20 protein-coding genes are annotated in these 21,988 nt (G+C 67.8%); 11 read left to right on the plus strand and 9 right to left on the minus strand.

Annotated features, from left to right (window positions below; all coding sequences use genetic code 11):
* Positions 1–127 precede the first annotated feature (127 nt).
* Positions 128–619, plus strand: coding sequence for a DUF456 domain-containing protein (locus AAEX57_RS07340; protein ID WP_342091691.1), 492 nt, complete (start codon positions 128–130; stop codon positions 617–619).
* A gap of 69 nt (positions 620–688) precedes the next feature.
* A complete protein-coding gene (locus AAEX57_RS07345; protein WP_342091692.1) occupies positions 689–1,549 on the plus strand; it encodes a class I SAM-dependent methyltransferase in 861 nt (286 codons plus the stop codon).
* A gap of 51 nt (positions 1,550–1,600) precedes the next feature.
* Here the strand turns inward: AAEX57_RS07345 and AAEX57_RS07350 are convergent, their stop codons facing one another.
* Entirely contained in the window at positions 1,601–2,134 is a 534-nt protein-coding gene (locus AAEX57_RS07350; RefSeq protein WP_342091693.1) for a methylated-DNA--[protein]-cysteine S-methyltransferase, read from the minus strand.
* Between the two features lie 64 nt (positions 2,135–2,198).
* On the opposite strand from AAEX57_RS07350, the gene AAEX57_RS07355 reads away from it, so the two are divergent.
* Positions 2,199–3,422 (plus strand): cytochrome P450, encoded by a 1,224-nt coding sequence (locus AAEX57_RS07355; RefSeq protein WP_342091694.1) that lies wholly within the window; start codon positions 2,199–2,201, stop codon positions 3,420–3,422.
* Here AAEX57_RS07355 and AAEX57_RS07360 read toward each other — a convergent pair.
* Positions 3,407–5,761: an excinuclease ABC subunit UvrA gene (locus AAEX57_RS07360; protein WP_342091695.1), complete on the minus strand. Its 2,355-nt coding sequence runs from the start codon at positions 5,759–5,761 to the stop codon at positions 3,407–3,409. The genes AAEX57_RS07355 and AAEX57_RS07360 overlap by 16 nt on opposite strands.
* A 293-nt stretch (positions 5,762–6,054) precedes the next feature.
* Between AAEX57_RS07360 and AAEX57_RS07365 the strand changes: the two genes are divergently transcribed.
* The 3 genes from AAEX57_RS07365 (at position 6,055) to AAEX57_RS07375 (ending at position 7,990) form a co-directional block, all read left to right on the plus strand.
* Complete coding sequence (locus AAEX57_RS07365) at positions 6,055–6,936, plus strand: D-hexose-6-phosphate mutarotase (protein WP_342091696.1); 882 nt, start codon at positions 6,055–6,057, stop codon at positions 6,934–6,936.
* Positions 6,937–7,076: 140 nt separating this feature from the next.
* Positions 7,077–7,568, plus strand: a complete 492-nt coding sequence (locus AAEX57_RS07370) for a MarR family winged helix-turn-helix transcriptional regulator (RefSeq protein ID WP_342091697.1) — start codon at positions 7,077–7,079, stop codon at positions 7,566–7,568.
* A 20-nt stretch (positions 7,569–7,588) separates the two neighbouring features.
* Positions 7,589–7,990 carry a hypothetical protein gene (locus AAEX57_RS07375; protein WP_342091698.1) on the plus strand — a complete coding sequence of 134 codons (402 nt, stop codon included), beginning with the start codon at positions 7,589–7,591 and terminating at the stop codon, positions 7,988–7,990.
* A 59-nt stretch (positions 7,991–8,049) separates the two neighbouring features.
* On the opposite strand, the gene AAEX57_RS07380 is transcribed toward AAEX57_RS07375, so the two are convergent.
* From AAEX57_RS07380 to AAEX57_RS07395, 4 genes are all read right to left on the minus strand, one after another.
* Positions 8,050–9,099, minus strand: a complete 1,050-nt coding sequence (locus AAEX57_RS07380; protein ID WP_342091699.1) for an NAD(P)-dependent alcohol dehydrogenase — start codon at positions 9,097–9,099, stop codon at positions 8,050–8,052.
* An 80-nt stretch (positions 9,100–9,179) separates the two neighbouring features.
* Positions 9,180–10,004 carry a hypothetical protein gene (locus AAEX57_RS07385; protein WP_342091700.1) on the minus strand — a complete coding sequence of 275 codons (825 nt, stop codon included), beginning with the start codon at positions 10,002–10,004 and terminating at the stop codon, positions 9,180–9,182.
* Between the two features lie 95 nt (positions 10,005–10,099).
* A complete protein-coding gene (locus tag AAEX57_RS07390) occupies positions 10,100–12,841 on the minus strand; it encodes an MGH1-like glycoside hydrolase domain-containing protein (protein ID WP_342091701.1) in 2,742 nt (913 codons plus the stop codon).
* Positions 12,842–12,916: 75 nt separating this feature from the next.
* Positions 12,917–13,597, minus strand: coding sequence for a GNAT family N-acetyltransferase (locus tag AAEX57_RS07395; RefSeq protein ID WP_342091702.1), 681 nt, complete (start codon positions 13,595–13,597; stop codon positions 12,917–12,919).
* A gap of 264 nt (positions 13,598–13,861) precedes the next feature.
* On the opposite strand from AAEX57_RS07395, the gene pdxH reads away from it, so the two are divergent.
* Together pdxH and AAEX57_RS07405 are read left to right on the plus strand one after the other, a co-directional pair.
* Positions 13,862–14,497, plus strand: a complete 636-nt coding sequence (gene pdxH / locus AAEX57_RS07400) for a pyridoxamine 5'-phosphate oxidase (RefSeq protein WP_342091703.1) — start codon at positions 13,862–13,864, stop codon at positions 14,495–14,497.
* Positions 14,494–14,919 carry an NUDIX hydrolase gene (locus AAEX57_RS07405; RefSeq protein WP_342091704.1) on the plus strand — a complete coding sequence of 142 codons (426 nt, stop codon included), beginning with the start codon at positions 14,494–14,496 and terminating at the stop codon, positions 14,917–14,919. The genes pdxH and AAEX57_RS07405 overlap by 4 nt, the downstream gene beginning before the upstream one ends.
* A 40-nt stretch (positions 14,920–14,959) precedes the next feature.
* On the opposite strand, the gene AAEX57_RS07410 is transcribed toward AAEX57_RS07405, so the two are convergent.
* Positions 14,960–15,583, minus strand: coding sequence for a PadR family transcriptional regulator (locus tag AAEX57_RS07410; RefSeq protein WP_342091705.1), 624 nt, complete (start codon positions 15,581–15,583; stop codon positions 14,960–14,962).
* A gap of 167 nt (positions 15,584–15,750) precedes the next feature.
* Between AAEX57_RS07410 and AAEX57_RS07415 the strand changes: the two genes are divergently transcribed.
* The gene (locus AAEX57_RS07415; RefSeq protein ID WP_342091706.1) at positions 15,751–17,622 is read left to right on the plus strand and encodes a Na+/H+ antiporter; all 1,872 of its coding nucleotides are present in this window, start codon (positions 15,751–15,753) and stop codon (positions 17,620–17,622) included.
* Positions 17,623–17,624: 2 nt separating this feature from the next.
* Here the strand turns inward: AAEX57_RS07415 and AAEX57_RS07420 are convergent, their stop codons facing one another.
* Complete coding sequence (locus AAEX57_RS07420; protein ID WP_342091707.1) at positions 17,625–18,056, minus strand: hypothetical protein; 432 nt, start codon at positions 18,054–18,056, stop codon at positions 17,625–17,627.
* A gap of 190 nt (positions 18,057–18,246) precedes the next feature.
* On the opposite strand from AAEX57_RS07420, the gene AAEX57_RS07425 reads away from it, so the two are divergent.
* Complete coding sequence (locus AAEX57_RS07425) at positions 18,247–18,444, plus strand: hypothetical protein (RefSeq protein WP_342091708.1); 198 nt, start codon at positions 18,247–18,249, stop codon at positions 18,442–18,444.
* On the opposite strand, the gene AAEX57_RS07430 is transcribed toward AAEX57_RS07425, so the two are convergent.
* The gene (locus AAEX57_RS07430; protein WP_342091709.1) at positions 18,413–19,240 is read right to left on the minus strand and encodes a hypothetical protein; all 828 of its coding nucleotides are present in this window, start codon (positions 19,238–19,240) and stop codon (positions 18,413–18,415) included. The genes AAEX57_RS07425 and AAEX57_RS07430 overlap by 32 nt on opposite strands.
* Before the next feature lie 253 nt (positions 19,241–19,493).
* Here AAEX57_RS07430 and AAEX57_RS07435 point away from each other — a divergent pair, with 253 nt between their 5' ends.
* Positions 19,494–21,764, plus strand: coding sequence for a 6-phosphofructokinase (locus AAEX57_RS07435; protein WP_342091710.1), 2,271 nt, complete (start codon positions 19,494–19,496; stop codon positions 21,762–21,764).
* The last annotated feature ends 224 nt before the right edge of the window (positions 21,765–21,988 follow it).

The raw sequence follows: 21,988 nt of genomic DNA on the forward strand, positions 1-21,988 counted from the left end.
TACCCGGATCTCCGAAAAGCGACCTCCGGAACCCGGTCGGTCGACCGCTTCCCGCGTGGGCTTGCTCGGCGGAGGCGAATCTGGTGGTCAATTCCCGGAATTGGTCGCCCGACCCTACCCTTGAGTCATGACCCCCGCCCTGATTGCCGTCATCGTTGCCATGCTCGCCCTGGTCGGGCTGTGCGGCATCATCGTCCCGGCCCTGCCCGGAAGCCTCACCGTCGGGCTGGGCGCCCTGGTCTGGGCCATCTGGGGCAACTCGTCCTGGGGTTGGGTCGCCTTCGGCGTCGCCGCAGTGCTGCTGGCCATCGGGATGGGCTCATCAATGCTGCTGACCAAGCGTGATCTGGACCGGCGCGAGATTCCGCAGTGGCCGATCTTCGTCGGGCTGGCCAGCGGCCTGGTGGGCGCCTTCGTGCTGCCGGCGCTGGGCCTGCCGATCGGCTTCGTGCTGGGCCTGTTCTGCGCCGAGCTCTTCCGGGTGCGCAATGCCTCCACCGCGCTGACCACCAGCGTCGCCGCCATCAAGACGATCGGCACCGGCATGCTGATCGAGCTGGCCTGCGCGATGACCGCCACCGCCGTGATCGGCGCCAGCGTGATCAGCGGCCTGGTCTGACCGCTCCCCTTCGGCGCCGGGAGCCGAAATTCACCTGACAGGCTGCCCCGCCCGTGCTGGACTGCTGACATGAGCCAGCCACAGCAGCCCGAAGGTCAAGAAGTCAGCGTCGACTGGGATGAGGCCCGGGAGGCCAACCGTCTCAACTGGGATGACCGGGCCGCCATCCACGCCACCTCGTATGGGATCGAGGCCTATGTCACCGATCCTGAGCGCATCTCCGACCAGGTTCGGGCAGACCATGCCGTGCTCCGTGAACACCTGCCGGGTGGCAGCGTGGACGGCCTGGACTTGGTACACCTGCAGTGTCACATCGGCACTGACACCATCTCCTGGGCACGGCTCGGGGCCCGCGTCGTCGGGCTCGACCTGTCGCCGGCCTCGCTGGAGGTTGCGCGGGATCTGGCGTCGCAGGCCGGCGCCAACGTGACCTGGGTCCAGTCCGACGCGCTGGCGGCCCGAGCCGCCGTCGAGGGCAACTTCGACGTGGTCTACACCTCCATCGGGGCGATCTGCTGGCTGCCGGACCTGGATCGGTGGGCCCAGCAGATCGTGGCACTGCTGCGCCCGGGCGGACTCTTCTACATCCAGGACGGCCACCCGATGCTCTACGCCCTGGACGACACCGGCGCCGAGCCGCGAGTCAGGTACCGCTACTTCCCCACCGGTCAGGCGCAGGCCTGGGATGATCCTGGGACCTACCTCGGCGACGGGCAAGTGGCGCATCCGCGGAGTTACGAGTGGCCGCACTCGCTGGCGGAGATCTTGGGTTCCCTGCTGCGCGCGGGGCTGGTGATCAGGCACTTCGACGAGGGGCAGACGCTGCCGTGGCGCTTCTCCCCCGCCATGAGGGAGACCGAACGCGGCTGGATGTGGCCGACGCCGGACCAGATTCCGTGCACCTTCACCATCGTCGCCCACAGGCCATGACCCACCGGCCGTCAGATCAGGCCGCGGGCAGTCCAGGTGCCGCCCGTGAGGTCACAGCGGTTGCGGCGGCACCAGGCTCTGGCCGCTGACAAAGGCCTCGTGGCCCAGCAGCCAGGCCTTGCGGTCCTCCCCACCGGCGAAGCCGGTCAGCTTGCCGTTCGCGCCCATCACCCGGTGACAAGGCACGATGATGCCCAGTGGGTTGCGGCCCACCGAGCCGCCCACCGGCTGCGCCAGGTTCACGTCGCCCAGCCCACGCGCGATCTGGCCATAGGTCACGGTCTGGCCGTAGGGGATCTGGCTCAGCTGCTCCCAGACCCGAGGATCCAGCTCATTGTGGGCATGCGGCACCAGCGGCAGGTCGAAGCTGGTGCGCTGCCCGGCAAAGTACTCGGCCAGCTGGCCGGCTGCCCGCGCCAGCACGTCCTCGTCGGCCAGCGCCACCGGTTCCCCCTCGGCGGCACGCTCCGGCTGCACCCGGTGGTTGGCGAAGAAGACGCCGATCAGGTTTCCCCCCTCGGCAACCAGGGTCAGAGGGCCCAGCGGGCTGTCTACGTCGGCACGACGAATCGCTGAAGAGTTCACGCAACCATCGTGCCATTCACCGCGATCGGGGATGATGGATGTCAGCCAGCGAGGGGGATTTCCGATGACCACAGCCGAATGCCCAGTCAGCGCCCGCAAGACCAACTATCCCGGTGAAGTCACCCAGCGGGGGGTCGAGATCATCGATGGAGTCTGGCACGTCCAGGACATGGCCGTCGCCCGCCAGGTATTGCGCAGCCGGGTAACCACCCAGGCCGGATTCAACTCCGAGGCCGTGGTGATGAAGAAGCTGCGCAAGCCGATCCTGTTCAACGACGGCACCGAGCACCGCAAGCAGCGCGCCGCCATCGCCCGATACTTCGCGCCGAAGACCGTCGACGCCAACTACCACGAGCTGATGGAGCGCTACGCCGACGAGTTGATCGACGAGTTCCGCGCCGCCGGCCATGTTGATCTGGCCCAGCTCACCCTGCGCTATTCCGTGGTGGTGGCCGCCCAGGTGGTGGGGCTGACCAATTCCGATGTCGACAGGATGGCTCGACGACTGGAACGCTTCTTCGCCACCCCGCCCGTCGCCCCCACGGTGGAGAAGGACCAGAAGGTCACCGTCCGCAGCCGCTTCGGCGCGATCGCGATGAGTGCCAAGGGCCAGCTGCCGATGCTCACCTTCCACCTGTCCGACGTCCGGCCCGCAATCAAGGCGCGCAAGGCCAAGCGGCAGGACGACGTGATCAGCCACCTGATCGATGAGGGCTATTCCGACACCGAGATCCTGATCGAGTGCGTCACCTATGCCGCCGCCGGAATGGTCACCACCCGCGAATACATCGGGATGGCCACCTGGCACCTGCTGGAGAATGACCAGCTCCGGGCCCGCTACCTGGCCGCCGACAAGCCCGAACGGGTCCAGATCCTGCACGAGATCCTCCGGCTGGAACCGATCGTCGGGCACCTCTACCGGCGCACCGTCGACCCCCTCGAGATCACCGTCGACGGCGAGCAGCGCACCATCCCCGCCGGCGCCCTGGTGGACCTCTACATCCGCAGCGCCAATGCCGACCCGGCCGTGGTGGGCGACGACGGGCTGCAGCTCTGCCCCGGGCGCAGCCTGCCGCCCAAGGTGGGTGACGAGGTGATCAGCTTTGGCGACGGCGGGCACAAGTGCCCCGGCAACTCGCTGGCCATCCAGGAGGCCGACGTGCTGTTGCAGCGCCTGCTGAAGCTCCCGGTACGCCTGGCGACCACGCCGGTGATCGGCTGGGACGAGTTGATCAAGGGCTACGAGGTGCGCAACATCCGCCTGGAGCTGGATCAGCCGGCCACATAGTCCTTGAGGTGTTGCCCGGTCAGGGTGGAGGCGTCGGCCACCAGATCGGCCGGGGTGCCCTGGAAGACCACCCGGCCACCGTCGTGACCGGCGCCCGGGCCCAGGTCGATGATCCAGTCGGCGTGCGCCATCACCGCCTGGTGGTGCTCGATCACGATCACTGTCCTGCCCGAATCCACCAGCTGGTCCAACAGCCCAAGCAGCTGTTCCACGTCGGCCAGGTGCAGGCCGGTGGTGGGCTCGTCCAGCACGTAGATGGACCCCTTGCCCGCCATGTGGGTGGCCAGCTTCAGCCGCTGCCGCTCGCCGCCCGACAGGGTGGTCAGCGGCTGCCCCAGGGTGAGGTAGCCCAGCCCGACGTCGGCCAGGTTCTTCAGGATCTTGCTGGCGGCCGGGATCTTCGCCTCACCGTCGCTGAAGTGGGCCAGGGCGGCGTCGACGCTCAGCTGCAGCACCTCGGCGATGTCCTTGCCGCCCAGGGTGTAGCCCAGCACGGAGGAGTCGAAACGGCGGCCCTCGCAGTCCTCGCAGACGCTGCTCATGGTGTCCATGAAACCCAGCTCGGTGAAGATCACGCCGGCGCCCTTGCAGGTGGGGCAGGCGCCCTCGGAATTGGGGCTGAACAGGGCGGGCTTCACCCCATTGGCCTTGGCGAAGGCCTTGCGGATTGGCTCCAGCAGGCCGGTGTAGGTGGCCGGATTGCTGCGCCGTGAGCCCTTGATCGCGCCCTGGTCCACGGCAATCACGTCGTCGCGGCCGGAGATCTGCCCGTGGATCAGCGAGCTCTTGCCGGATCCGGCTACACCGGTGACCACCGTCAACACGCCGGTCGGGATGTCCACGTCGACGTCGACCAGGTTGTTGTCCGACGCGCCGCGAATCTCCAGCGCCCCCTTGGCCTTGCGCACCGTAGCCTTCAGCGTGGCCCGGTCGTCCAGGTGCCGCCCGGTCAGGGTTCCGCTGGCCCGCAGCCCGGCCAGGTCCCCCTCGAAGCAGATCTCCCCGCCGCCGGTGCCCGCACCCGGCCCCAGATCCACCACGTGATCGGCAATCGCGATCATCTCCGGCTTGTGCTCCACCACCAGCACCGTGTTGCCCTTGTCCCGTAGCTGCTGCAGCAGGCGGTTCATCCGCGCGATGTCGTGCGGGTGCAGACCGACGCTCGGCTCGTCGAAGACATAGGTGACGTCGGTCAGGGCCGAGCCCAGGTGACGGATCATCTTGATCCGCTGCGCCTCACCACCGGACAGGGTGCCGGTGGGGCGGTCGAGGCTGAGGTAGCCCAGACCGATCTCGACGAAGGCACCCAGCTGGTGCTTCAGCTGCGCCAGCAGCGGCGCCACGGAGGAATCATCGATCCCGTCGATCCATTCCACCAGGTCGCTGATCTGCATCTGGCAGACCTCGGCGATCGACAAGCCATTGATCCGGCAGTTCCGGGCGCCCTCGGTCAGTCGGGTGCCCTCGCATTCCGGGCAGGTCCGGAAGACGATCGCGCGCTCCACGAAGGCCCGGATATGCGGCTGCATCGCCTCCACATCCTTGCTCAGCATGGATTTCTGGATCCGCGGGATCAGGCCCTCATAGGTAAGGTTGATCCCCTCCACCTTGATCTTGGTGGCCTCTCGGTACAGCAGGTCGTCGAGTTCCCGCTTGGTGAACTTCTTGATCGGCTTGTCCATGTCGAAGTAGCCGGAGCCCGAGAAGATCCGGCCGTACCAGCCGTCCATCGAGTAGCCGGGCACCTTCAACGCTCCGCCGGCCAGGCTGAGCTCGGCGTCGTAGAGCTCGTCCAGGTCGAAGTCGCTGACCCGGCCGGTGCCCTCGCAGCGGGGGCACATGCCGCCGGTGACGCTGAAGGCCTTGCGCTCCTTCACCTCGCGGCCGCCCTTGGTGGTGGTGATCGCGCCGCTGCCCGATACCGACGGGATGTTGAAGGCGAAGGCCTTGGGCCCGCCGATCCACGGGTCGCCCAGCTTGCTGAACAGGATCCGCAATGACGCGTTGACGTCCGTCGCGGTACCAACGGTGGATCGAGGGTTGGCGCCCATCGGGTCCTGGTCCACGATGATCGCCGTCGTCAGCCCCTCCAGCACGTCGACATCCGGGCGGCCGAGGCTGGGCATCATCCCCTGCAGGAAGGCCGAGTAGGTCTCGTTGATCATCCGCTGGCTCTCGGCGGCGATGGTGCCGAAGACCAGGGAGCTCTTGCCCGAACCGGAGACGCCGGTGAAGACGGTCAGCCGACGCTTGGGCAACTCCAGACTGACGTCCTTGAGGTTGTTCTCCCGGGCACCCTGCACCCGAATCTGGTCGTGACTGTCGGCGGGGGTGCTCATCGGGATCTCCATCCATGCGGGTCGACGGTGACGGCCCGACCATCCGGGAGATTCACCGAAGACAAGTGAACCAGCTCCCACCGACAAGACACACCGGCCCGCTGGCGGGCCCTGCGCACGCTGGCGCCGAGGCCAGGCTTTCCGAGAATCGACCCCCAGAATCTCCCAGAACACGAGGATGGCACCGGCCAACACGGGAGAGCCATCGACGAGCAGGAATCTGGCGGTCGATTCTCGGAATTGGTCTCCCGAACCACTGTTGCGCCGACCCGCAGCGGGCTAGGTTCGCAGGCATGAGCACTCACAGAACCGCCCCCGAACTCCCGCAGGGAATCACCTTCGTCAAGGATCACGGCCAGGACGCCTACCGGATCGAAACCGAGCTGTGCACCGGCCTGGTGCACGTCAACGGCGCCCATGTCACCGAGTGGACCCCCGCCGGGCAGGATCCGGTGCTCTGGCTCAGCAAGGACGCCGTCTTCGGGCCTGGCAAGGCAATTCGCGGCGGCATCCCGATCTGCTGGCCCTGGTTCGGCCCCGGCAGGGACGGCGACCGATCCCCCGCCCACGGCATCGCCAGGCTGCTGCCATGGAGCCTGGTCGAGGCCGACGTGAGCGAGGCGGGCGAGGCCCGACTCTCCTTTGAACTCGCCGGAGGGGAACTGCCCGAATCCGCCGGCGTCCCCGCCGATGCGACGGTGCGCTACACCGTGGGCTTCGGCTCCGTGTTGAATCTCGACCTGACCGTGACGGCCGGCGCCCAGCCGGTCAGCTATGAGGAGGCCCTGCACACCTATCTGGCGGTCGGCGATGTACACCGGGTCACTCTGGAGGGCCTGGCTGACACCCGCTACCTGGACAAGGTGGGCGATGGGGAAATCACCCAGGAGGGGCCCGTTAAATTCATCACCGAGACGGATCGGATCTACTTCTCGGACGACACCGTGAGCTTGGTGGACGACGCCTCCGGCCGCAGGATCGAGTTGCAGAAGACCAATTCCGCAAACACCGTGGTGTGGAACCCATGGGCAGACAAGGCCGCCGCAATGACCGATTTCGGCGATGACGAGTGGCCCACGATGTGCTGCATTGAGACGGTGAACTGCCTAGCCAATGAGATTTCTCTGTCGCCGGGCGAGCAGCACACAATGTCGACGACGGTTCTTGTCCCCTAATTTGGGGACAACGTCGAATAGCTCACCCACCAAGACTTTTGCGCTCGTCAGGCGTGTTTTTGTTTGGTGAATGAACAGTTGAAGCATTGTTTAACATTGCCAACGCCTTCTTTCACCACTCTGGTGGATAGCCTGTAGTGGTGCAGTCACCAGAACAACCATCCAAGGTCGTCCAGCTGAGCGATGAACTTCGCCGGCTGTGCGGCGCCAGCGAGCATCTCATTCACGCCTGCGCGGAGGAGCAGGGGATCTATCTCACCGATTTCCGAGCCTTGCTGCTGATCCGTAGCGCCCAGCACGAGGACCGGACCCTGACCGCGGGCGAGCTTGCGGGTGCCCTGAACCTGAGCAGCGGCGCCGTGACCTACCTGGTGGAACGGCTGACCCAGTCCGGGCATGTGATTCGACAGGTGGATCCCCAGGACCGGCGCCGGGTACTGCTGCGCGGCACCGAGCGCGGCCTTGAGGTGGCGGACACCTTCTTCCAGCCGATGTACGACTCCTTGGCGCCGTTGAGCAGTCAGATCGACGACAGCCAGATGATCCGGCTGATCGGGGTCCTGGGGCAGATCCACCAGAACCTGAACCAGCACGCCAAGCAGGTGCGCAGCAATCAGGGCATCGCCTCCTGACCTGCCGCTAACCTTCGACGGTGAGCACCTCCCGCCCCCTTGGGCTCTCCCGACGCGGCTGGCTGGCCCTGGCCCTGCTCAGCCTGCTGATCCAGCTGTGGCTGCTCTATTCCGCACGGCCGCCGACGCCGGTGAGCTTCCCGTACTCGGACAAGCTGGCCCACTTCTGCATGTTCGGAGGTGTCGCCGGACTCTTCGTCCTGGCGGGGGTGCGCCGCAGCTGGGTGTTGTTGGCCAGCCTGGCGCACGCCGCGGTCAGCGAACTCGTCCAGTGGCGAGGGATTCACGGCCGCAGCGGCTCCCCGTGGGACTTCCTGGCCGATGTTGCGGGGATTGCCGCGGCCCTGTGGCTGGCGAGTCGCATCCGCGCCTGGCGCCCGGACCAGCACAGCAATCCGCTACGGCACATTCCCCGTCGCTGAGCACCGACACAACAGGGCACCCCGGCATTGCCGGGGTGCCCTGTTGTTCGTGCGGACGATCAGAAGGTGGAGGTGTCGATCACGTAGCGGTAGCGCACCTGGGAGTTGACCACCTTGTCGTAGGCCTCGGTGATGTCCTCGCCGCCAATCAGCTCCACCTGCGGCGCGATGCCGTGCTCACCGCAGAAGTCCAGCATCTCCTGGGTCTCCGCGATGCCGCCGATGTTGGAGCCGGCAAAGATCTTGTTGCCGATGATCAGGCTGAACACGGCCAGGTCGACGGGCTTCTCCGGGGCCCCGACATTGACCAGCGCCCCGCCCACCTTGAGGGTGCCGAGCAGGGCATCGACGTCGTAGTCAGCGCTGATGGTGGACAGCACCAGGTCAAAGGTGCCGCGCAGGCTCTTCAGCGTGCCCTCCTCGCTGGTGGCGTAGTAGTGGGTGGCGCCGAACTTCTTGCCGTCGGCCTCCTTGCTCATGGTCTGGCTGATCACGCTGACCTCGGCGCCCATGGCGGCGGCGATCTGCACGCCCATGTGACCCAGACCACCCATGCCGACCACGGCAACCTTCTTGCCCGGGCCGGCACCCCAGCGCTTCAGCGGCGAGTATGTGGTGATGCCGGCGCACAGCAGCGGCGCCGCGGCCTCGAAGGGGATCTCGTCGGGAATCCGGCAGACATAGTCCTGCTCGACGGTGATGCCCTGGCTGTAGCCACCGGCGGTCGGCAGGCCGTCGCGGCCGATGGAGTCGTAGGTCATCACGACGGGTTTCTCGGTGGAGGTGCAGAACTGCTCCTGGCCCTGCTCGCAGTACTCGCACTCGCCGCAGGAGTCGACGAAGCAGCCGACGCCCACCTTGTCGCCCACCTGGAACTTGGTCACCTCGGAACCCACCTGCGTGACGACGCCAGCCAGCTCGTGGCCGGGGACCAGCGGGAAGGTGACCGAGCCCCACTCCTCGCGGGCGGTGTGGATGTCGGAGTGGCAGATGCCGGCGTACTTCACCTCGAAGAAGACCTCGGTGGGGCCGGGCTCGCGCCGGGTGATGGTGGTCTTGTGGAACTGGCAGGACTTGTCGTCGGTGGCATAGGCCAGGACTTCAGGCATGGGAGTGCTCCTTGATGGGGTGTGTCGGGCACTCCCCATTCTTGCCCCCGGGGCAAGCGCCCGGGTGAACGGCCCGCGAATCAGCGGTCCAGGTTCTCCTTGAGCACGCGCTGCACCCGGGTGTTGGTCACGGCCTTGGCGCCGGGCCCGGGCACGGAGCAGGTGGGCTTGGTGCCGGGGGCCGGGCCGAACTCGCGTCCCTTGAAGACGCCCTGCTTCACCAGCGCGTAGTACGGCGCGTACTTCTTGTCGTCATAGGGATTGCCCGTGGCGCAGCGGGACACGTAGTAGCCGATGACCTCGCTGAAGTTCTCGTTCTGGTTGTAGGCATAGGGGCCGAAGTTCCCCCCAGTGCGGTAGAGCGTCGCAAAGGTCTTGTAGCTGGCCGCGGCCTGCGGAGTCTGGGACCAGGCGTGCCCCATCTCATGCACCAGGATCCGCACCAGCCGGCCCTGGTCGCCGGCCCGGTAGGCCTCCTGCCACTTCTTGAAGTCCAGGGTGACGGCACCGGGGCGGGTGAGGCCCCAGTCGCCCCAGGCCCAGCTGCGGGTGGGGGCGGCGGCCAGGGTGAAGTTCTTGTTGTTGGCCTTGATGGTGCTCACATAGCCGGTGCAGCTCAGCCCATCCAGCGTCTCCCAGACGATCCGCACCAGTGGCGCGTACTCGGCGTCGTCCCACCAGCCGCCAACCAGTCGGATGCCGGTGTTCGCGGCCAGCTGCTTCTTCACCTCGGCCGGCTTGGCGCCGACGGGGTACGGGTGCTGGGCGACGCACGGCTGCGGGATCCCGACGACCGGTTCACCCGACGCCGGTGCCGCGACGGCAGCGGGGCTGGGAACCAGGGCGGTGGCCGTCAGAGCCAGACCAGCAGCAGCCGCTGCGGCACGCCGGAAGTGCAGGGTCACGGGTCTCCATCCGAAAGGGGTGTAAGTGAGATTTTCTCAGCAACGCCCCCGGAAACCAAATGCCAAGTGCCGCCGCAAACGGTCCCCCGCCCTGCTCAGTGATTCTCTGGTGGCGCCTGGTCGGTCGTCACCGGCGTGTGGGTGGCCGCCTCCGGAACCACCCGATCGGGGTCCTTCTTCGGGCGGTGGCAGATCAGGTGAGCCGCCATCGCCGTCCAGCCCGTCTGGTGGGAGGCGCCCAGCCCGGTGCCGTCGTCGCCATTGAAGAATTCGCTGAAGACGGGGTGGCTGTCCCACAGCTCACCCGACGGCTGATCCCGCTGCGCGCCGGGGCGACGGCCGTCGGGCCCGGGCCGGAAGAGATCCAGCAGCCGCTGCTCGATCGCGTGCGCGGCCTCGTCCAGGGTCATTCGCTGACCCGAGCCGGTGGGGAATTCCACCTCCTGCTGTCCACCCACACCCTCGGCGCGGGTCCGCAGGGCGTCGACCAGCAGGCAGTTCAGCGGGAACCAGATGGGGCCGCGCCAATTGGAATTGCCACCGAACATGCCGTCGGCGGAATAGCCGGGGACGTACTGCATGTGCAGCTGCTGGCCCACCAGATCGAGCTGGCGACCCTCCCGATAGGCGGCGCTCAAGGAGCGGATGCCGTAGTCGGAGAGGAATTCGTTGGTGTCGAAGAGCCGCTGCAGGATCCGCGGGTAGCGTTCCCGGTCCACCAGCGAGAGGCTGGTGGTGCCCTCCTCGTCGCCCTCGCCCGCCTCGCTGAGCAGGTAGCGGCTCAGGTCGGGCCGGTTGCGCACCAGCCAGATCCGCCGCTCCTCCAGATCGGGCACATTCCTGGCCAGGTCCATCGGAGCATTGGAGACCGCCAGCAGCGGCACCAGCCCCACCAGGGAGCGCACCCGCACCGGATCCACCACGCCGTCGTCGTTGACCAGGATGTCGTAGAAGAAGCCGTCGTCCTCATCCCACAAACTGCGGCCCTCGCCGCCGAAATTCTCCACCGCCTGGGAGATGGACAGGAAGCGTTCCAGGAAGGTGGTGGCGACGTCTCCCCATGCGGGCACGGTCAGCGCCAGCTCCTCGGCAATGCGCAGCATCCGCAGGCAGAAGAAGGCGATCCAGCTGGTGGCGTCGGACTGCTCCAGGCGCCAGCCGTCGGGCACCTGGCTGGACCGGTCGAAGACGGAGATGTTGTCCATCCCCAGGAAGCCGCCCTCGAAGAGCTCGTTGCCGGCCTCGTCCTTGCGGTTGACCCACCAGCCGAAGTTGAGCAGGAGTTTGCTCATGATCCGGGTCAGGAAGTCGGTGTCATTGGCGCCGTCGGCCTGGTAGACCAGCCACGCGGCCCAGGCGTGCACCGGTGGGTTCACGTCGGAGAAGCTCCACTCGTAGGCGGGCAGCTGGCCGTCGGGATGCTGGGCCCATTCGCGGCAGATCAACAACAACTGCTGCTTGGCGAAGGCCGGGTCGATGTGGGCCAGCGCGACGGCGTGGAAGGCCAGGTCCCACGACGCGAACCAGGGGTACTCCCAGTCGTCGGGCATGGAGATGATGTCGGCCAGGTCCAGGTGCTGCCAGGCCGTGTTGCGCCCCACCGGTTCCGGCGCCCGCCGCTGGCTGGGGGGCTGCGGACCGGCCGGATCCCCCTCCAGCCATTCCCGGACGGAGTAGCGGTAGAGCTGCTTGGCCCAGTTCAACCCGGCGAAGGCGCGCCGGGCCACCAGCCGGTCGACGTCGCTGGTGTCCGCTGGGATCACCGCGGCGTAGAACTCGTCGGCCTCACCCTTGCGGGTCACCATGGCCTGGTCGAAGGAGCCGCCGAAGGGATCCTCGGGCCCCTCACCGGCGCTCAGCCGCAGCCGCACCCGCACCGTCTCACCGGGCTGGACGGCCTCGAAGTGGTAGTCGAAGGCCACCTTGGTGCCATTCGGATCGGGGCTGAGCAGGGAGTCATCCCCATGCACGATCGCCCGGTCGATGGCGCTCTTCGGGTGCGGCCGGGAGTTCTTCTGCGCACCGAAGGCGGCCACCTCGTCGGTCTCGTTGTCACACCACAGCACCCGCGGGGAACCCTCCGCGGCCAGGGTGTAGCGGTTCAGCCAGGCATGCTCAGCGCTCACCTTCACGTGGCCGTCGTCGGCGTCCAGGCATTCCTGCATGGAGGCGCGTCGACGATCCCGTCCCCAGGCCCAGGTGTTGCGGAACCACAGCTGCGGCACCAGGTGCAGCGGGGCGGCCTCGGGGCCGTGATTGGTGGCCTCGTAGACGACGCACAGATCGGCGGAATCCACCTTGGCGTGGCTGACGGTGACGTCGAAGAAGCGGTTCTGGTCAAGGACTCCGGTGTCCGACAGCTCGTATTCGTCCAGCTCATAGCCGCGCTCGCGATTGGCATCGCGCAACTGCTGGTAGGGAAAGGCCGCCTGCGGGTAGCGGTAGAGCCACTGCGCCCACGAATGGGTGGGGGTGGCATCCAAGGCCCAGTAGTACTCCTTGACGTCCTCGCCGTGGTTGCCCTCCGGCCCCGTCAGCCCGAACAGCCGCTCCTTGAGCCGGTCATCCTGGCCATTCCACAGGGCGACCGCCAGATTGAGGAAGCCGTAGCGGTCGCAGATGCCACCCAGCCCGTCCTCGCCCCAGCGAAAGGCCCGGGTGTGAGCCTGGTCAAAGGGGAAGTCGGCCCAGGCAGCACCGTCGGCGGAGTAGTCCTCCCGCACGGTTCCCCACTGGCGGGAGGAGACATAGGGGCCCCAGCGACGCCAGGCCGAATCCTGGCTGGCCGACTGGGCGAGTCGTTTTCCTTCGGCGGTCCGTGCAACGGCTTCGAGCATGCCTCCACCGAACCAGCCGTCCCTGCGGCCAGCCAAGCCCGAGCGATCGGTTTCGCGCTGGGTGGAAAGGGGTGGTCAGCGGCGCGGTGGGTTCGGCAGCTGGGCAGGTTCGGAGCTCAGGCCGATGGCCTCGATCTGGTCACCGGCGGCGGCCAGAGCATCGAAGATCCTGTCGTAGGGCCGCTCCCGGCCGGGGAGGTAGGAGAGCAGGAAGCTGCGCAGCGGCTCCCGATCGATCCGCTCCCCAGGGCCCCGGCCTTCCACCCGGAAGGCGACCAGCATCAGGTGCTCCAGGGCGGCTCCGCCGGGGCGAAGGGGCTGCTGCACATAGGGCAGGTTGATCGCCCGGGCACCGAAGGCCTCGTAGAACCTCAGCCGGGCCACGGGATCGCCGTGTGCCTGGTCCGCGGGAACACTGCCCGGATGCTCCACCTCCCCCAGCACCAGCGCCGGGTGTAGCTCCGTCTGCCAGCGCTGCAATGCCTCGGCCAGCAACCGCTGGCCGACACCGCCACCGCGGGCGCTGGGTCGCACCGCCAGCCAGGACAACAACAGCACACCGGACTCATGGAAGTATTCGGCGATGGCGATTCCATCCGGATGTGCCTGGTCGCCCGTGGTGTGGATCAGCACCTCCCCGGTGCGGACGGCCGCGACGAAGTCGTCCTCGAGGACGAGTTCATCGGCGGGAAAGGTGGGCTCCAGCAGTTCGCGGTACCAGGTACGGGCCAGGGACTCCAAATCAGCGACGGGCATGGCGCCACGCTCCCAGCCCATCGCGCGCGGGTCAAACCGGCGGGTGCCGGCCACGGCAGCCCGGGTCAGAAGCCCAACGGCCCGCTGGCCCCGGACCAACCGACCCTCCACCAAGGTTGGACGCACCGATTTCCGAGAATCGACCTCCAGAATCTCGGCTCGTGCGGGGCTTCCCGCGGCGGCGGTGCCGAAACTCGGCCCCGGGCCGGATTCCGGAGGTCGATTCTCGGAACCCCCGGCGGGGCACGGGCCTAGGATCGGCCCATGGACATTCGTGGGATGCGACGGGACTACCAGGGCGCGGAGTTTGACGAGGCCGGTTCGGCCCAGAACCCAGTGGGGCAGTTCGAGGCGTGGTTCGAGGACGCCAGCACCACCGATCACCTGGACCCGAATGCGATGACCTTGGCCACGGTGGGGCCCGACGGGCGGCCATCCACCCGGGTGGTGCTGCTGAAGTCCTTCGACGAGCAAGGGCTGGTCTTCTTCACCAATTACCTCTCCCGCAAGGGACGCGAACTGGCCGCCAATCCCCTCGCCGCGCTGCAGTTCCACTGGCCGCAGCTGGACCGGGTGGTGCGGATCGAGGGCGCGGTGGTCAAGGTTCGCGCCCAGGAGTCCGACGAGTACTTCCACCAGCGCCCGGTGGATTCCCGGATTGGCGCCTGGGCCTCACCGCAGAGCCAGGTGATCGCCAACCGCGGCGTGCTGGTGGCCAATGCCGCCAAGATCTCCGCCAAGCACGGGATCCACCCGCCGCGTCCCGAGCACTGGGGCGGCTACCGGCTGGTGCCCGATGTCTGGGAGTTCTGGCAGGGCCGCACCTCCCGCCTGCACGACCGGCTGCGCTACACCTTGGACGATCAGGGTCGCTGGAACAAGGAGAGGCTGGCCCCGTGAGCAAGCACGACAAGGACACCGACGCCGTTCTGGACCGGGCCGCGGGAGTCCTGATCCAGGACGGCAGGGTGCTGCTGATCAAGCGCACCAAGCCGCATGACGAGTACTTCGTCGTGCCCGGCGGCAAGGTGGAGCCCGGCGAGAGCCCCGAGCAGGCCTGCATCCGTGAGCTGCTGGAGGAGGTCAACCTGTCCGTCGAGGTGGGCGAACTGCTGGACGACTTCGCCGACGACGGCCGCACCCAGTTCTTCTACGCCGTAACCCGCACCAGCGGCGAGCTCCGGCTGGGCGACGGGCCGGAGAAGGGGCGAGCCAGCGCGGAGAACCAGTACGAGCCGGTCTGGATCGCGCTGGACGAGCTGGACGAGTATGAGGTCCGGCCCCGGGAGGCGGCCAAGATCATTCGGCGCTCGGCTCGCTGACGGCGAAGGGCCGGCTCAGATCTCGTCCGCCCGGGACCCATCACTCGGCCGGGGCGTCGCCCGCGAGCAGCCGGTAGACGTCCTTGCGGGCGCGTTCCAGGATCTTGCGGGCGGCCTCCACCTGATCGGCGTCGCCCGTGACCACCACCTGCTGCACGGCCATGCCGAGCTGGTGCATGTCTCCCTGCACGTCCAGGAAGCCCCGATGCGGCTCGGCCACCTTGTCCCACGGGTTGGCCAGTTCCTCGGCGTGCTCGGCGACGTGGGCCCGGCCCGCCTCGGTGAGCCGGAAGACCTTCTTGCCGTCGGCCTCGGTGGGCTCGATCAGGCCCTCGTCGGTGAGCAGTCCCAGGGCCGGGTAGATCGAGCCGGCGCTGGGCCGCCACAGGTCATTGGTCCTGTCCGCGATGCCATTGATCAGGCCGTAGCCGTTGAGCTGGGCCTCGGCCAGGAGCGCCAGGATGGCATTGCGCACATCCCCCCGGCGGCCACGGCCCGGGCCACGACGGCCACCGCCGCGACCACCCCGGGGCCCGTCAAAGCCGGGCCCCCCAAAGCCGGGCCCCCCAAAACCGGGGCCGCCGCGACGGGCGTGGTGACGGCCGCGGCCGCCGCGCGGACCCTGGGGTCCGTCGAATTCGTTCGGGTTCATGAGGTTCTTCATGGGTGTTCTCCTTGGGTTCTTGGGGGACGAGCCCGGCTGGCTCATCCCGACGCATCGGGCCCGGATTACTCGACGAGCCTTCTCGATGCGTCATCGTTATATCGAAATAGTACCGATGAATATTCCAGGGGTCAACAGGGCGGGACGCGCCTGACAGAATCGGTGACATGGAACACCTCGTGCTGGGCGTCACCGCCTTCCTGGTCACGGTGCTCGCGGTCACCGCGTTGTGCCGGCGCTTCACGCTGAATGCGCCGCTGGTGCTGATCCTGGTGGGCCTCCTGGGCAGCTACCTGCCCTTCATCCATGAGCCGCACCTGTCGCCCGAGGTGATCCTGGTCGGCGCCCTCCCGCCGCTGCTCTACGCGTCGGCGGTGACCACCTCACTGGTGGACTTCCGACGCAATGCCTCGGCGATCGGCTGGCTGAGCATCGGGCTGGTGCTGTTCACGACGGCGGGCGTGGGTGCGGTGGTGCACGCCATGTTGGGGATCAGCTGGGCGGCGAGCCTGGCGATCGGCGCGGTGGTGGCTCCACCGGATGCCGTGGCGGCAACCGCCGTGGCCCGCTCCATCGGCCTGCCCCGACGAGTGGTCGCGGTGCTGGAGGGCGAGAGTCTGGTCAACGACGCCACCGCCCTGGTCAGCCTGCGCACCGCGATCGCGGCGATGGGCGCCTCGGTGGCCGTCGGCACCGTGCTGCTGGACTTCTTGCAGGCGGTCGTGGTGGCGATCGTCGTCGGTCTGGTGGTGGCCAAGCTGGCCAACCTCTGCTTCAAGCTCACCGACGATGCGGCCACCTCCACCGCGCTGAGCCTGCTGGTGCCCTTCGTCGCCTATGTGCCCGCCGAGGAATTGCACGGCTCCGGGGTGCTCTCCGTGGTGGTGGCCGGGCTGATGATCGGCAATGCCTCACCGGTGATCCAGTCCGGCCAGACCCGGCTGGCGCAGCAGATCAACTGGCACACCGTGCAGTTCCTGCTGGAGAACGCGGTCTTCCTGCTGATCGGCCTGCAGGTGCGCAGCATCGTGGACAATGCGCGTGGCAGCGATCTCACGGTGGGTCGGGTGCTGCTGGTCTGCCTGACCACGCTGGCGACGGTGATGCTGCTCCGCGTGGTGTGGGTGCTGGGCACCCGGCTACTGGTGCACATCGGGCCGCGGCAGCAGACCACCCCGGCCCGTGAATCCGCGGTGATCTCCTGGGCGGGGATGCGCGGCGTGGTCACCCTGGCTGCCGCCCTGACCCTGCCCGAGCACACCCCCTACCGCTCGGTGCTGATCCTGATCGCCCTCGCCGTGACCATGGGGACCCTGCTGATCCAGGGCCTGACGCTGCCGATCATCGCCCGCAACATCGGCATCCACGGCCCCGACCCCCGGGAGGACACCCTGCAGGAGGCGACCATCTACCAGCACGCCGTGGCCGCCGGGTTGGAACGAGCCCGCGCCGAGGCCGGGCCGAATGACGCCGACACCATCCAGCGGATCCAGGAACAGGGCGAGCGGCGGATCAATTCGATCTGGGAACGTCTGGGCCGGCCGGAACAGGATGTGGAGACCCCCTCGGAGAGCTGGCGTCGGCTGCGCCAGGCCTCCATCACCGCGGAGCGCGCCGAGGTGCTGCGGATGCGCGACGCCGGCCAGGCCGAGCACGAGGTGCTGGGCCAGGTGCTGAATGCGCTGGACATGGAGGAGGCCAGCATCCTGCGCTACACCGAGGTGGCTCACGAGGTGCGCAACACCCCACTGCGACCCGCGTTGCCCGACTCCCCCTGCCAGCACCTGGCGGATTCACCGTGCTCGGTGGAGCCCACGACGGCCGGTTTCTGCGCCCAGTGCGAGGCGGAGGGCACCGACCCGGTGCATCTCAGGTTGTGCCTGACCTGCGGTTTCGTCGGCTGCTGTGATTCCTCGGTGGGGATGCACTCCACCCGGCACTACCGGGAGACCGGGCACCCGACTATGCGTTCGATCGAGCCGGGAGAATCCTGGCGCTGGTGCTATGTCGACGAGCTGCTGGGCGCCGGCAGCGACTGAGCTCAGCCCTGGACGAACTCGTCGCTGACCAGCTCGCCGTCGCGGTCGTAGACCAGCCGGTGGTCGTCAGTGGAGGTACTGGTCTCCTGGCGTCCGGTGGAGTCCTGGCGCAGCACCCAGCTGGTGTTGACTTTCGCGCGCACCTCCCACCGGTCGCCCTGCTCACTCTCGGAGACCGCGACGCTGCGTGAATCGGCCTGGACGATGCTGATCCCGTTGCCGACGAAGCTCTCCCGCGACGCCTTCAGCGCGTCGGCCAGCGCCGGCGACGAGCTGCGGCCACTGACCCAGTAGCCAATCGCCTGCTGGTCATAACTGGCCAGGAGTTCCGGCGTGCTGGGCCGAGGGGGGCTCGAGGCCCCAACCGCGCCGAAGCCGAAGCTCGCGGCCAGGGCAACGCCCAGCAGGATCACCACAATCTTCTTCCACTGCACCTTCGGGCCTCCCGTCGCTCGAGCTTGACCCGACCCTACCCAGCCTCCCGCGGCCCCGGCCGGCAACCCGCAAAGCTGGGTGACGAGCAGGTGAACTCTGTGATGGAGGTCACTTCTCGTCGATGTATTGATACCGCTGTTATGTACGTTCGTGCCAAGTCGCGACACCATTTCTCGAAGGGACACAGCCATGAGCAAGAACCTGGTCAATGGACTCACCGCCGGTGTGATCGCTGCGATCATCGCCTTCTTCACCTGGCAGCAGCTGGCCGATGCCTCGACGGGCAGGGCCGCCGCGATGGCCGGCGCCTTCTTCGTCGGCACCACCCTGATCGCCACGCTGGTCTCGTCGATGATCACGAAGCAGATGGAGACGAAGCAGCACTGACCACCCCCTGGGCGACGGCCACCATCGCCGGCGTCCAGGTCTGGTGCACCCCCGCGAGGGCGGACAGCAGATCCGCCATCGGCCAGTCGGTCGGCAGGAGTTCCGACGGCAGGGCGGGGGTGAGCAACAGACAGAAGTAGGCCGGCCGCATGGCCCCGGCATAACGCAACAGGTCATCTCGCCCCGGCTCCCTCGGCGCCGCGCCGAGCTTCACCAGCTCGGCCCTGGCAGCGCTCACCCGCACGGCCAGGTCGTCCAGCTCCCAGAGATCGCGCACCAGCTGGCGAGCGTCAGCGCTCGCAAACTGCAGTTGCGCGGCTAGCAGGGTGGCCCCGGCTGGCGCCGGCGCGAGGTGGGCGGCCAGTTCGTCGACGCCCTGTCTGGGATGCACCAGCAGGCCGGGGCGCAACAGCCGAAAGCCATGGGCCACCCCGACCCGGCGCGTTTGGTCCCGCCAGACGCGCCGCTTCTCCGGGGCATGGAAGAACAGGGCGCGAAAGCACCCGTCCCAGTCGTCGTGCTCGCTCGCCAGCCCCACTCCGCGATCGCGCAGCAGGCCGAATTGGTGTGCGGTGGCCCCTGCGAGGACGTAGTGGGTGTTGCGTCCGAAGCGATGCCCCACCAACACGCCGCGGCGCTGAAGCCGAGCGATCAAACTCCGGGAAGCAGCGGGAGACTTGCCGAAGACCCCCAGCAGCGCCACCAACCCCGAGCCGGACATGCCCGGGGCCCCCGCGAGCCCGAAGCAGAAGGCCACCAGCCCCGTCTCGTTGTCGAGTTCCCTGATCGCGCCCATGGATCCAGCATCCCATTCGCTCTGACCGATACCCGATTCCGAAAACCGACCGCCAGATTCGGGCTGGTCCCGCTCCGCCCACGTGGCATCGAAGAAGCCGGCCAATCTGGCGGTCAATTCTCGGAACTGGACAACCGACCCACGCTTCCGGGGTGGCCGTCGGGCGTCCCCAGGGCCCGCTCATGGGTGAATTTCCGGGCAACTCATTGCCCCGGCCATTCATCCGCCGGTGCGGTGCGGCAAGAATGGAGTGGTGAGCACCGATGTGATCAATACCCCCGTCCAGCAGCCCTCCGAGCCCCCCGTCAAGCTGGGCATCCTGACCTCCGGCGGCGACGCCCAGGGCATGAATGCCGCCGTGCGCGCCGTGGTGCGCACCGCGATCCAACTCGGTGCCCAGCCCTATGCCATCTACGAGGGCTACCAGGGCATGATCGACGGCGGCGAGGGCATCAAGCCGTTCGACTGGGATGATGTCGGCTCCATCATGCACCGCGGCGGCACCCTGATCGGGACTTTTCGCAGCAAGGAATTCCGGGAGCGCGAGGGCCGGCTGAAGGCCGCCGCCAACCTGATCGGCCACGGCATCGACCACCTCGTCGTGATCGGTGGCGACGGGTCGCTCAGCGGTCTGGATCTCTTCCGGCAGGAGTGGTCCAGCCTGCTCGACGAACTGGCCACCGACGGACGGATCACCCGCGAGCAGGCCGATGCCCACCCGACGCTGATGATCGCCGGTCTGGTCGGCTCGATCGACAATGACCTGGTGGGGACCGACATGACGATCGGCGCGGACACGGCCCTGCACCGGATCGTCGACGCGATCGACGACCTGGCCAGCACCGCGGCCAGCCACCAGCGCTCCTTCGTGGTGGAGGTAATGGGCCGGCACTGCGGCTACCTGGCGCTGATGGCCTCGGTGGCGGGCGGCTGTGACTACTGCCTGATCCCGGAGAATCCCCCGGCCGAGGGCTGGGAGGATCGGATGTGCGCGGAGTTGAAGCGTGGCCGCGACGCCGGCCGGCGGGACTCGATCGTGATCGTGGCGGAGGGTGCCCAGGATGGCGACGGCAACCCGATCACCAGTGAATACGTCCGCCAGACGCTGGAGGAGCGGCTGGGCGAGGATGCCCGGGTGACCATCCTGGGGCATGTGCAGCGCGGCGGCACCCCGAGCGCCTATGACCGCTGGGCCTCCACCTGGCTGGGCCACGAGGCTGCCAAGGCGGTGTTGGCCGCCACTCCCGACAGCCCCGGCCTGGTGATGGCGCTGCGCGGCAACCGGGTGGTGGGGGTTGACCTGATGGAGGCCGTGAAGCAGACCCGTCGCGTGCCGGAACTCATCGAAGGCAAGGACTTCGATGCGGCGATGAAGCTGCGCGGCGGCTCCTTCACCGAGATGCGGCAGATCTTCCACGAGCTGGCCGAACCCAGCCGGGTGAATCCAGAATCCAGTGCCAAGCGGATCGCGATCGTGCACGCCGGTGGCCTGGCGCCGGGCATGAACACCGCCGCCCGGGCCGCGGTGCGGTTGGGGATCAGCCGCGGCCACACCATGCTGGGCGTGCGCAATGGCTTCGTCGGGATGCGCGACGGCCAGATCGAACAGCTGACCTGGGACGACGTCGAGGGCTGGACCGGCGAGGGCGGCGCGGAGCTGGGCACCCGCCGCACCATCCCCCCACTGGAGCACCTGTACGGCATCAGCCGGTCGCTCGAGGACAATGACGTCGACGCCCTGCTGGTGATCGGCGGCTGGAATGCCTACCAGGCGGCGCACATGCTGCACACCGAGAAGGACCGCTACCCGGCCTTCAACATCCCGATCGTCTGCGTGCCGGCCACCATCGACAACAATGTCCCGGGCTCGGAGCTGGCGATCGGCGCCGACACCGCGCTGAACGTCATCGTCGAGGCGATCGACCGGATCAAGCTGTCCGGATCGGCCACCAAGCGGGCCTTCGTGGTGGAGACGATGGGCCGTTACTGCGGTTACCTGGCCTTGATGAGCGGTATCTCCGGTGGTGCGGAGCGGGTCTATCTGCACGAGACCGGGATCAGCCTGGGAGACCTGTACCACGACATGGAGTGGCTGCGGGATTCCTTCGAGGGTGGGCGGCGACTCTTCCTGGCCATCCGCAATGAGCGCGCCAGCGAGCACTACGACACGGAATTCCTGGCCAACTTGCTGGAGGAGGAGGGCAAGGACACCTTCGACGTGCGGCACTCGATCCTGGGCCACATCCAGCAGGGCGGGGCCCCGACTCCCTTCGACCGGCTGCTGGCCACCCGACTGGTCTCCAATGCCTTGAACCTGTTGGACGAGGGTTGGGCCACGAAGCGTTGCGAGTCCTGGTACATCGGGCTGCAGGAGGGTGCGGTGGCCAAGCAGCCACTGGCGCACATGATGGAGCACGTGGATCCGACCTTCCGTCGCCCGCTGGAGCAGTGGTGGATGGAGCTGCGGGAGGTCTTCGCCGACGTCGCCTATGAGCCGTCGACCCCGATGCACACCTCCCTCTGACCAACTGGACGACGACGGCCGGGCCGCTCAGCACTGAGCGGCCCGGCCGTTCGCTTGCCTCGTATGGCGTTGTCTTGGAGATCTTCGAGACTCCCGCAGACTCCCCGATCGAGCCCCCGGCTTTGTGGGATTCCCACGCCCAGGGCCAAGCAGCGCTGTGAATCTGACCAGCCGAGTGCAGAAACCTTACGGTAGCGTAGGTTACGCACCCGTAAGTTCCGGAC

It is taken from the genome of Luteococcus sp. H91, from assembly GCF_038433135.1.
In the GTDB taxonomy this organism is placed as follows: Bacteria; Actinomycetota; Actinomycetes; order Propionibacteriales; family Propionibacteriaceae; genus Luteococcus.

Coding starts and splice junctions, on each gene's coding strand:
- AAEX57_RS07340 (WP_342091691.1), top strand. CDS start 128: ATGACCCCCGCCCTGATTGCCGTCATCGTTGCCATGCTCGCCCTGGTC.
- AAEX57_RS07345 (WP_342091692.1), top strand. CDS start 689: ATGAGCCAGCCACAGCAGCCCGAAGGTCAAGAAGTCAGCGTCGACTGG.
- AAEX57_RS07355 (WP_342091694.1), top strand. CDS start 2,199: ATGACCACAGCCGAATGCCCAGTCAGCGCCCGCAAGACCAACTATCCC.
- AAEX57_RS07360 (WP_342091695.1), bottom strand. CDS start 5,761: ATGAGCACCCCCGCCGACAGTCACGACCAGATTCGGGTGCAGGGTGCC.
- AAEX57_RS07365 (WP_342091696.1), top strand. CDS start 6,055: ATGAGCACTCACAGAACCGCCCCCGAACTCCCGCAGGGAATCACCTTC.
- AAEX57_RS07380 (WP_342091699.1), bottom strand. CDS start 9,099: ATGCCTGAAGTCCTGGCCTATGCCACCGACGACAAGTCCTGCCAGTTC.
- AAEX57_RS07390 (WP_342091701.1), bottom strand. CDS start 12,841: ATGCTCGAAGCCGTTGCACGGACCGCCGAAGGAAAACGACTCGCCCAG.
- AAEX57_RS07395 (WP_342091702.1), bottom strand. CDS start 13,597: ATGCCCGTCGCTGATTTGGAGTCCCTGGCCCGTACCTGGTACCGCGAA.
- pdxH (WP_342091703.1), top strand. CDS start 13,862: ATGGACATTCGTGGGATGCGACGGGACTACCAGGGCGCGGAGTTTGAC.
- AAEX57_RS07410 (WP_342091705.1), bottom strand. CDS start 15,583: ATGAAGAACCTCATGAACCCGAACGAATTCGACGGACCCCAGGGTCCG.
- AAEX57_RS07415 (WP_342091706.1), top strand. CDS start 15,751: ATGGAACACCTCGTGCTGGGCGTCACCGCCTTCCTGGTCACGGTGCTC.
- AAEX57_RS07425 (WP_342091708.1), top strand. CDS start 18,247: ATGAGCAAGAACCTGGTCAATGGACTCACCGCCGGTGTGATCGCTGCG.
- AAEX57_RS07430 (WP_342091709.1), bottom strand. CDS start 19,240: ATGGGCGCGATCAGGGAACTCGACAACGAGACGGGGCTGGTGGCCTTC.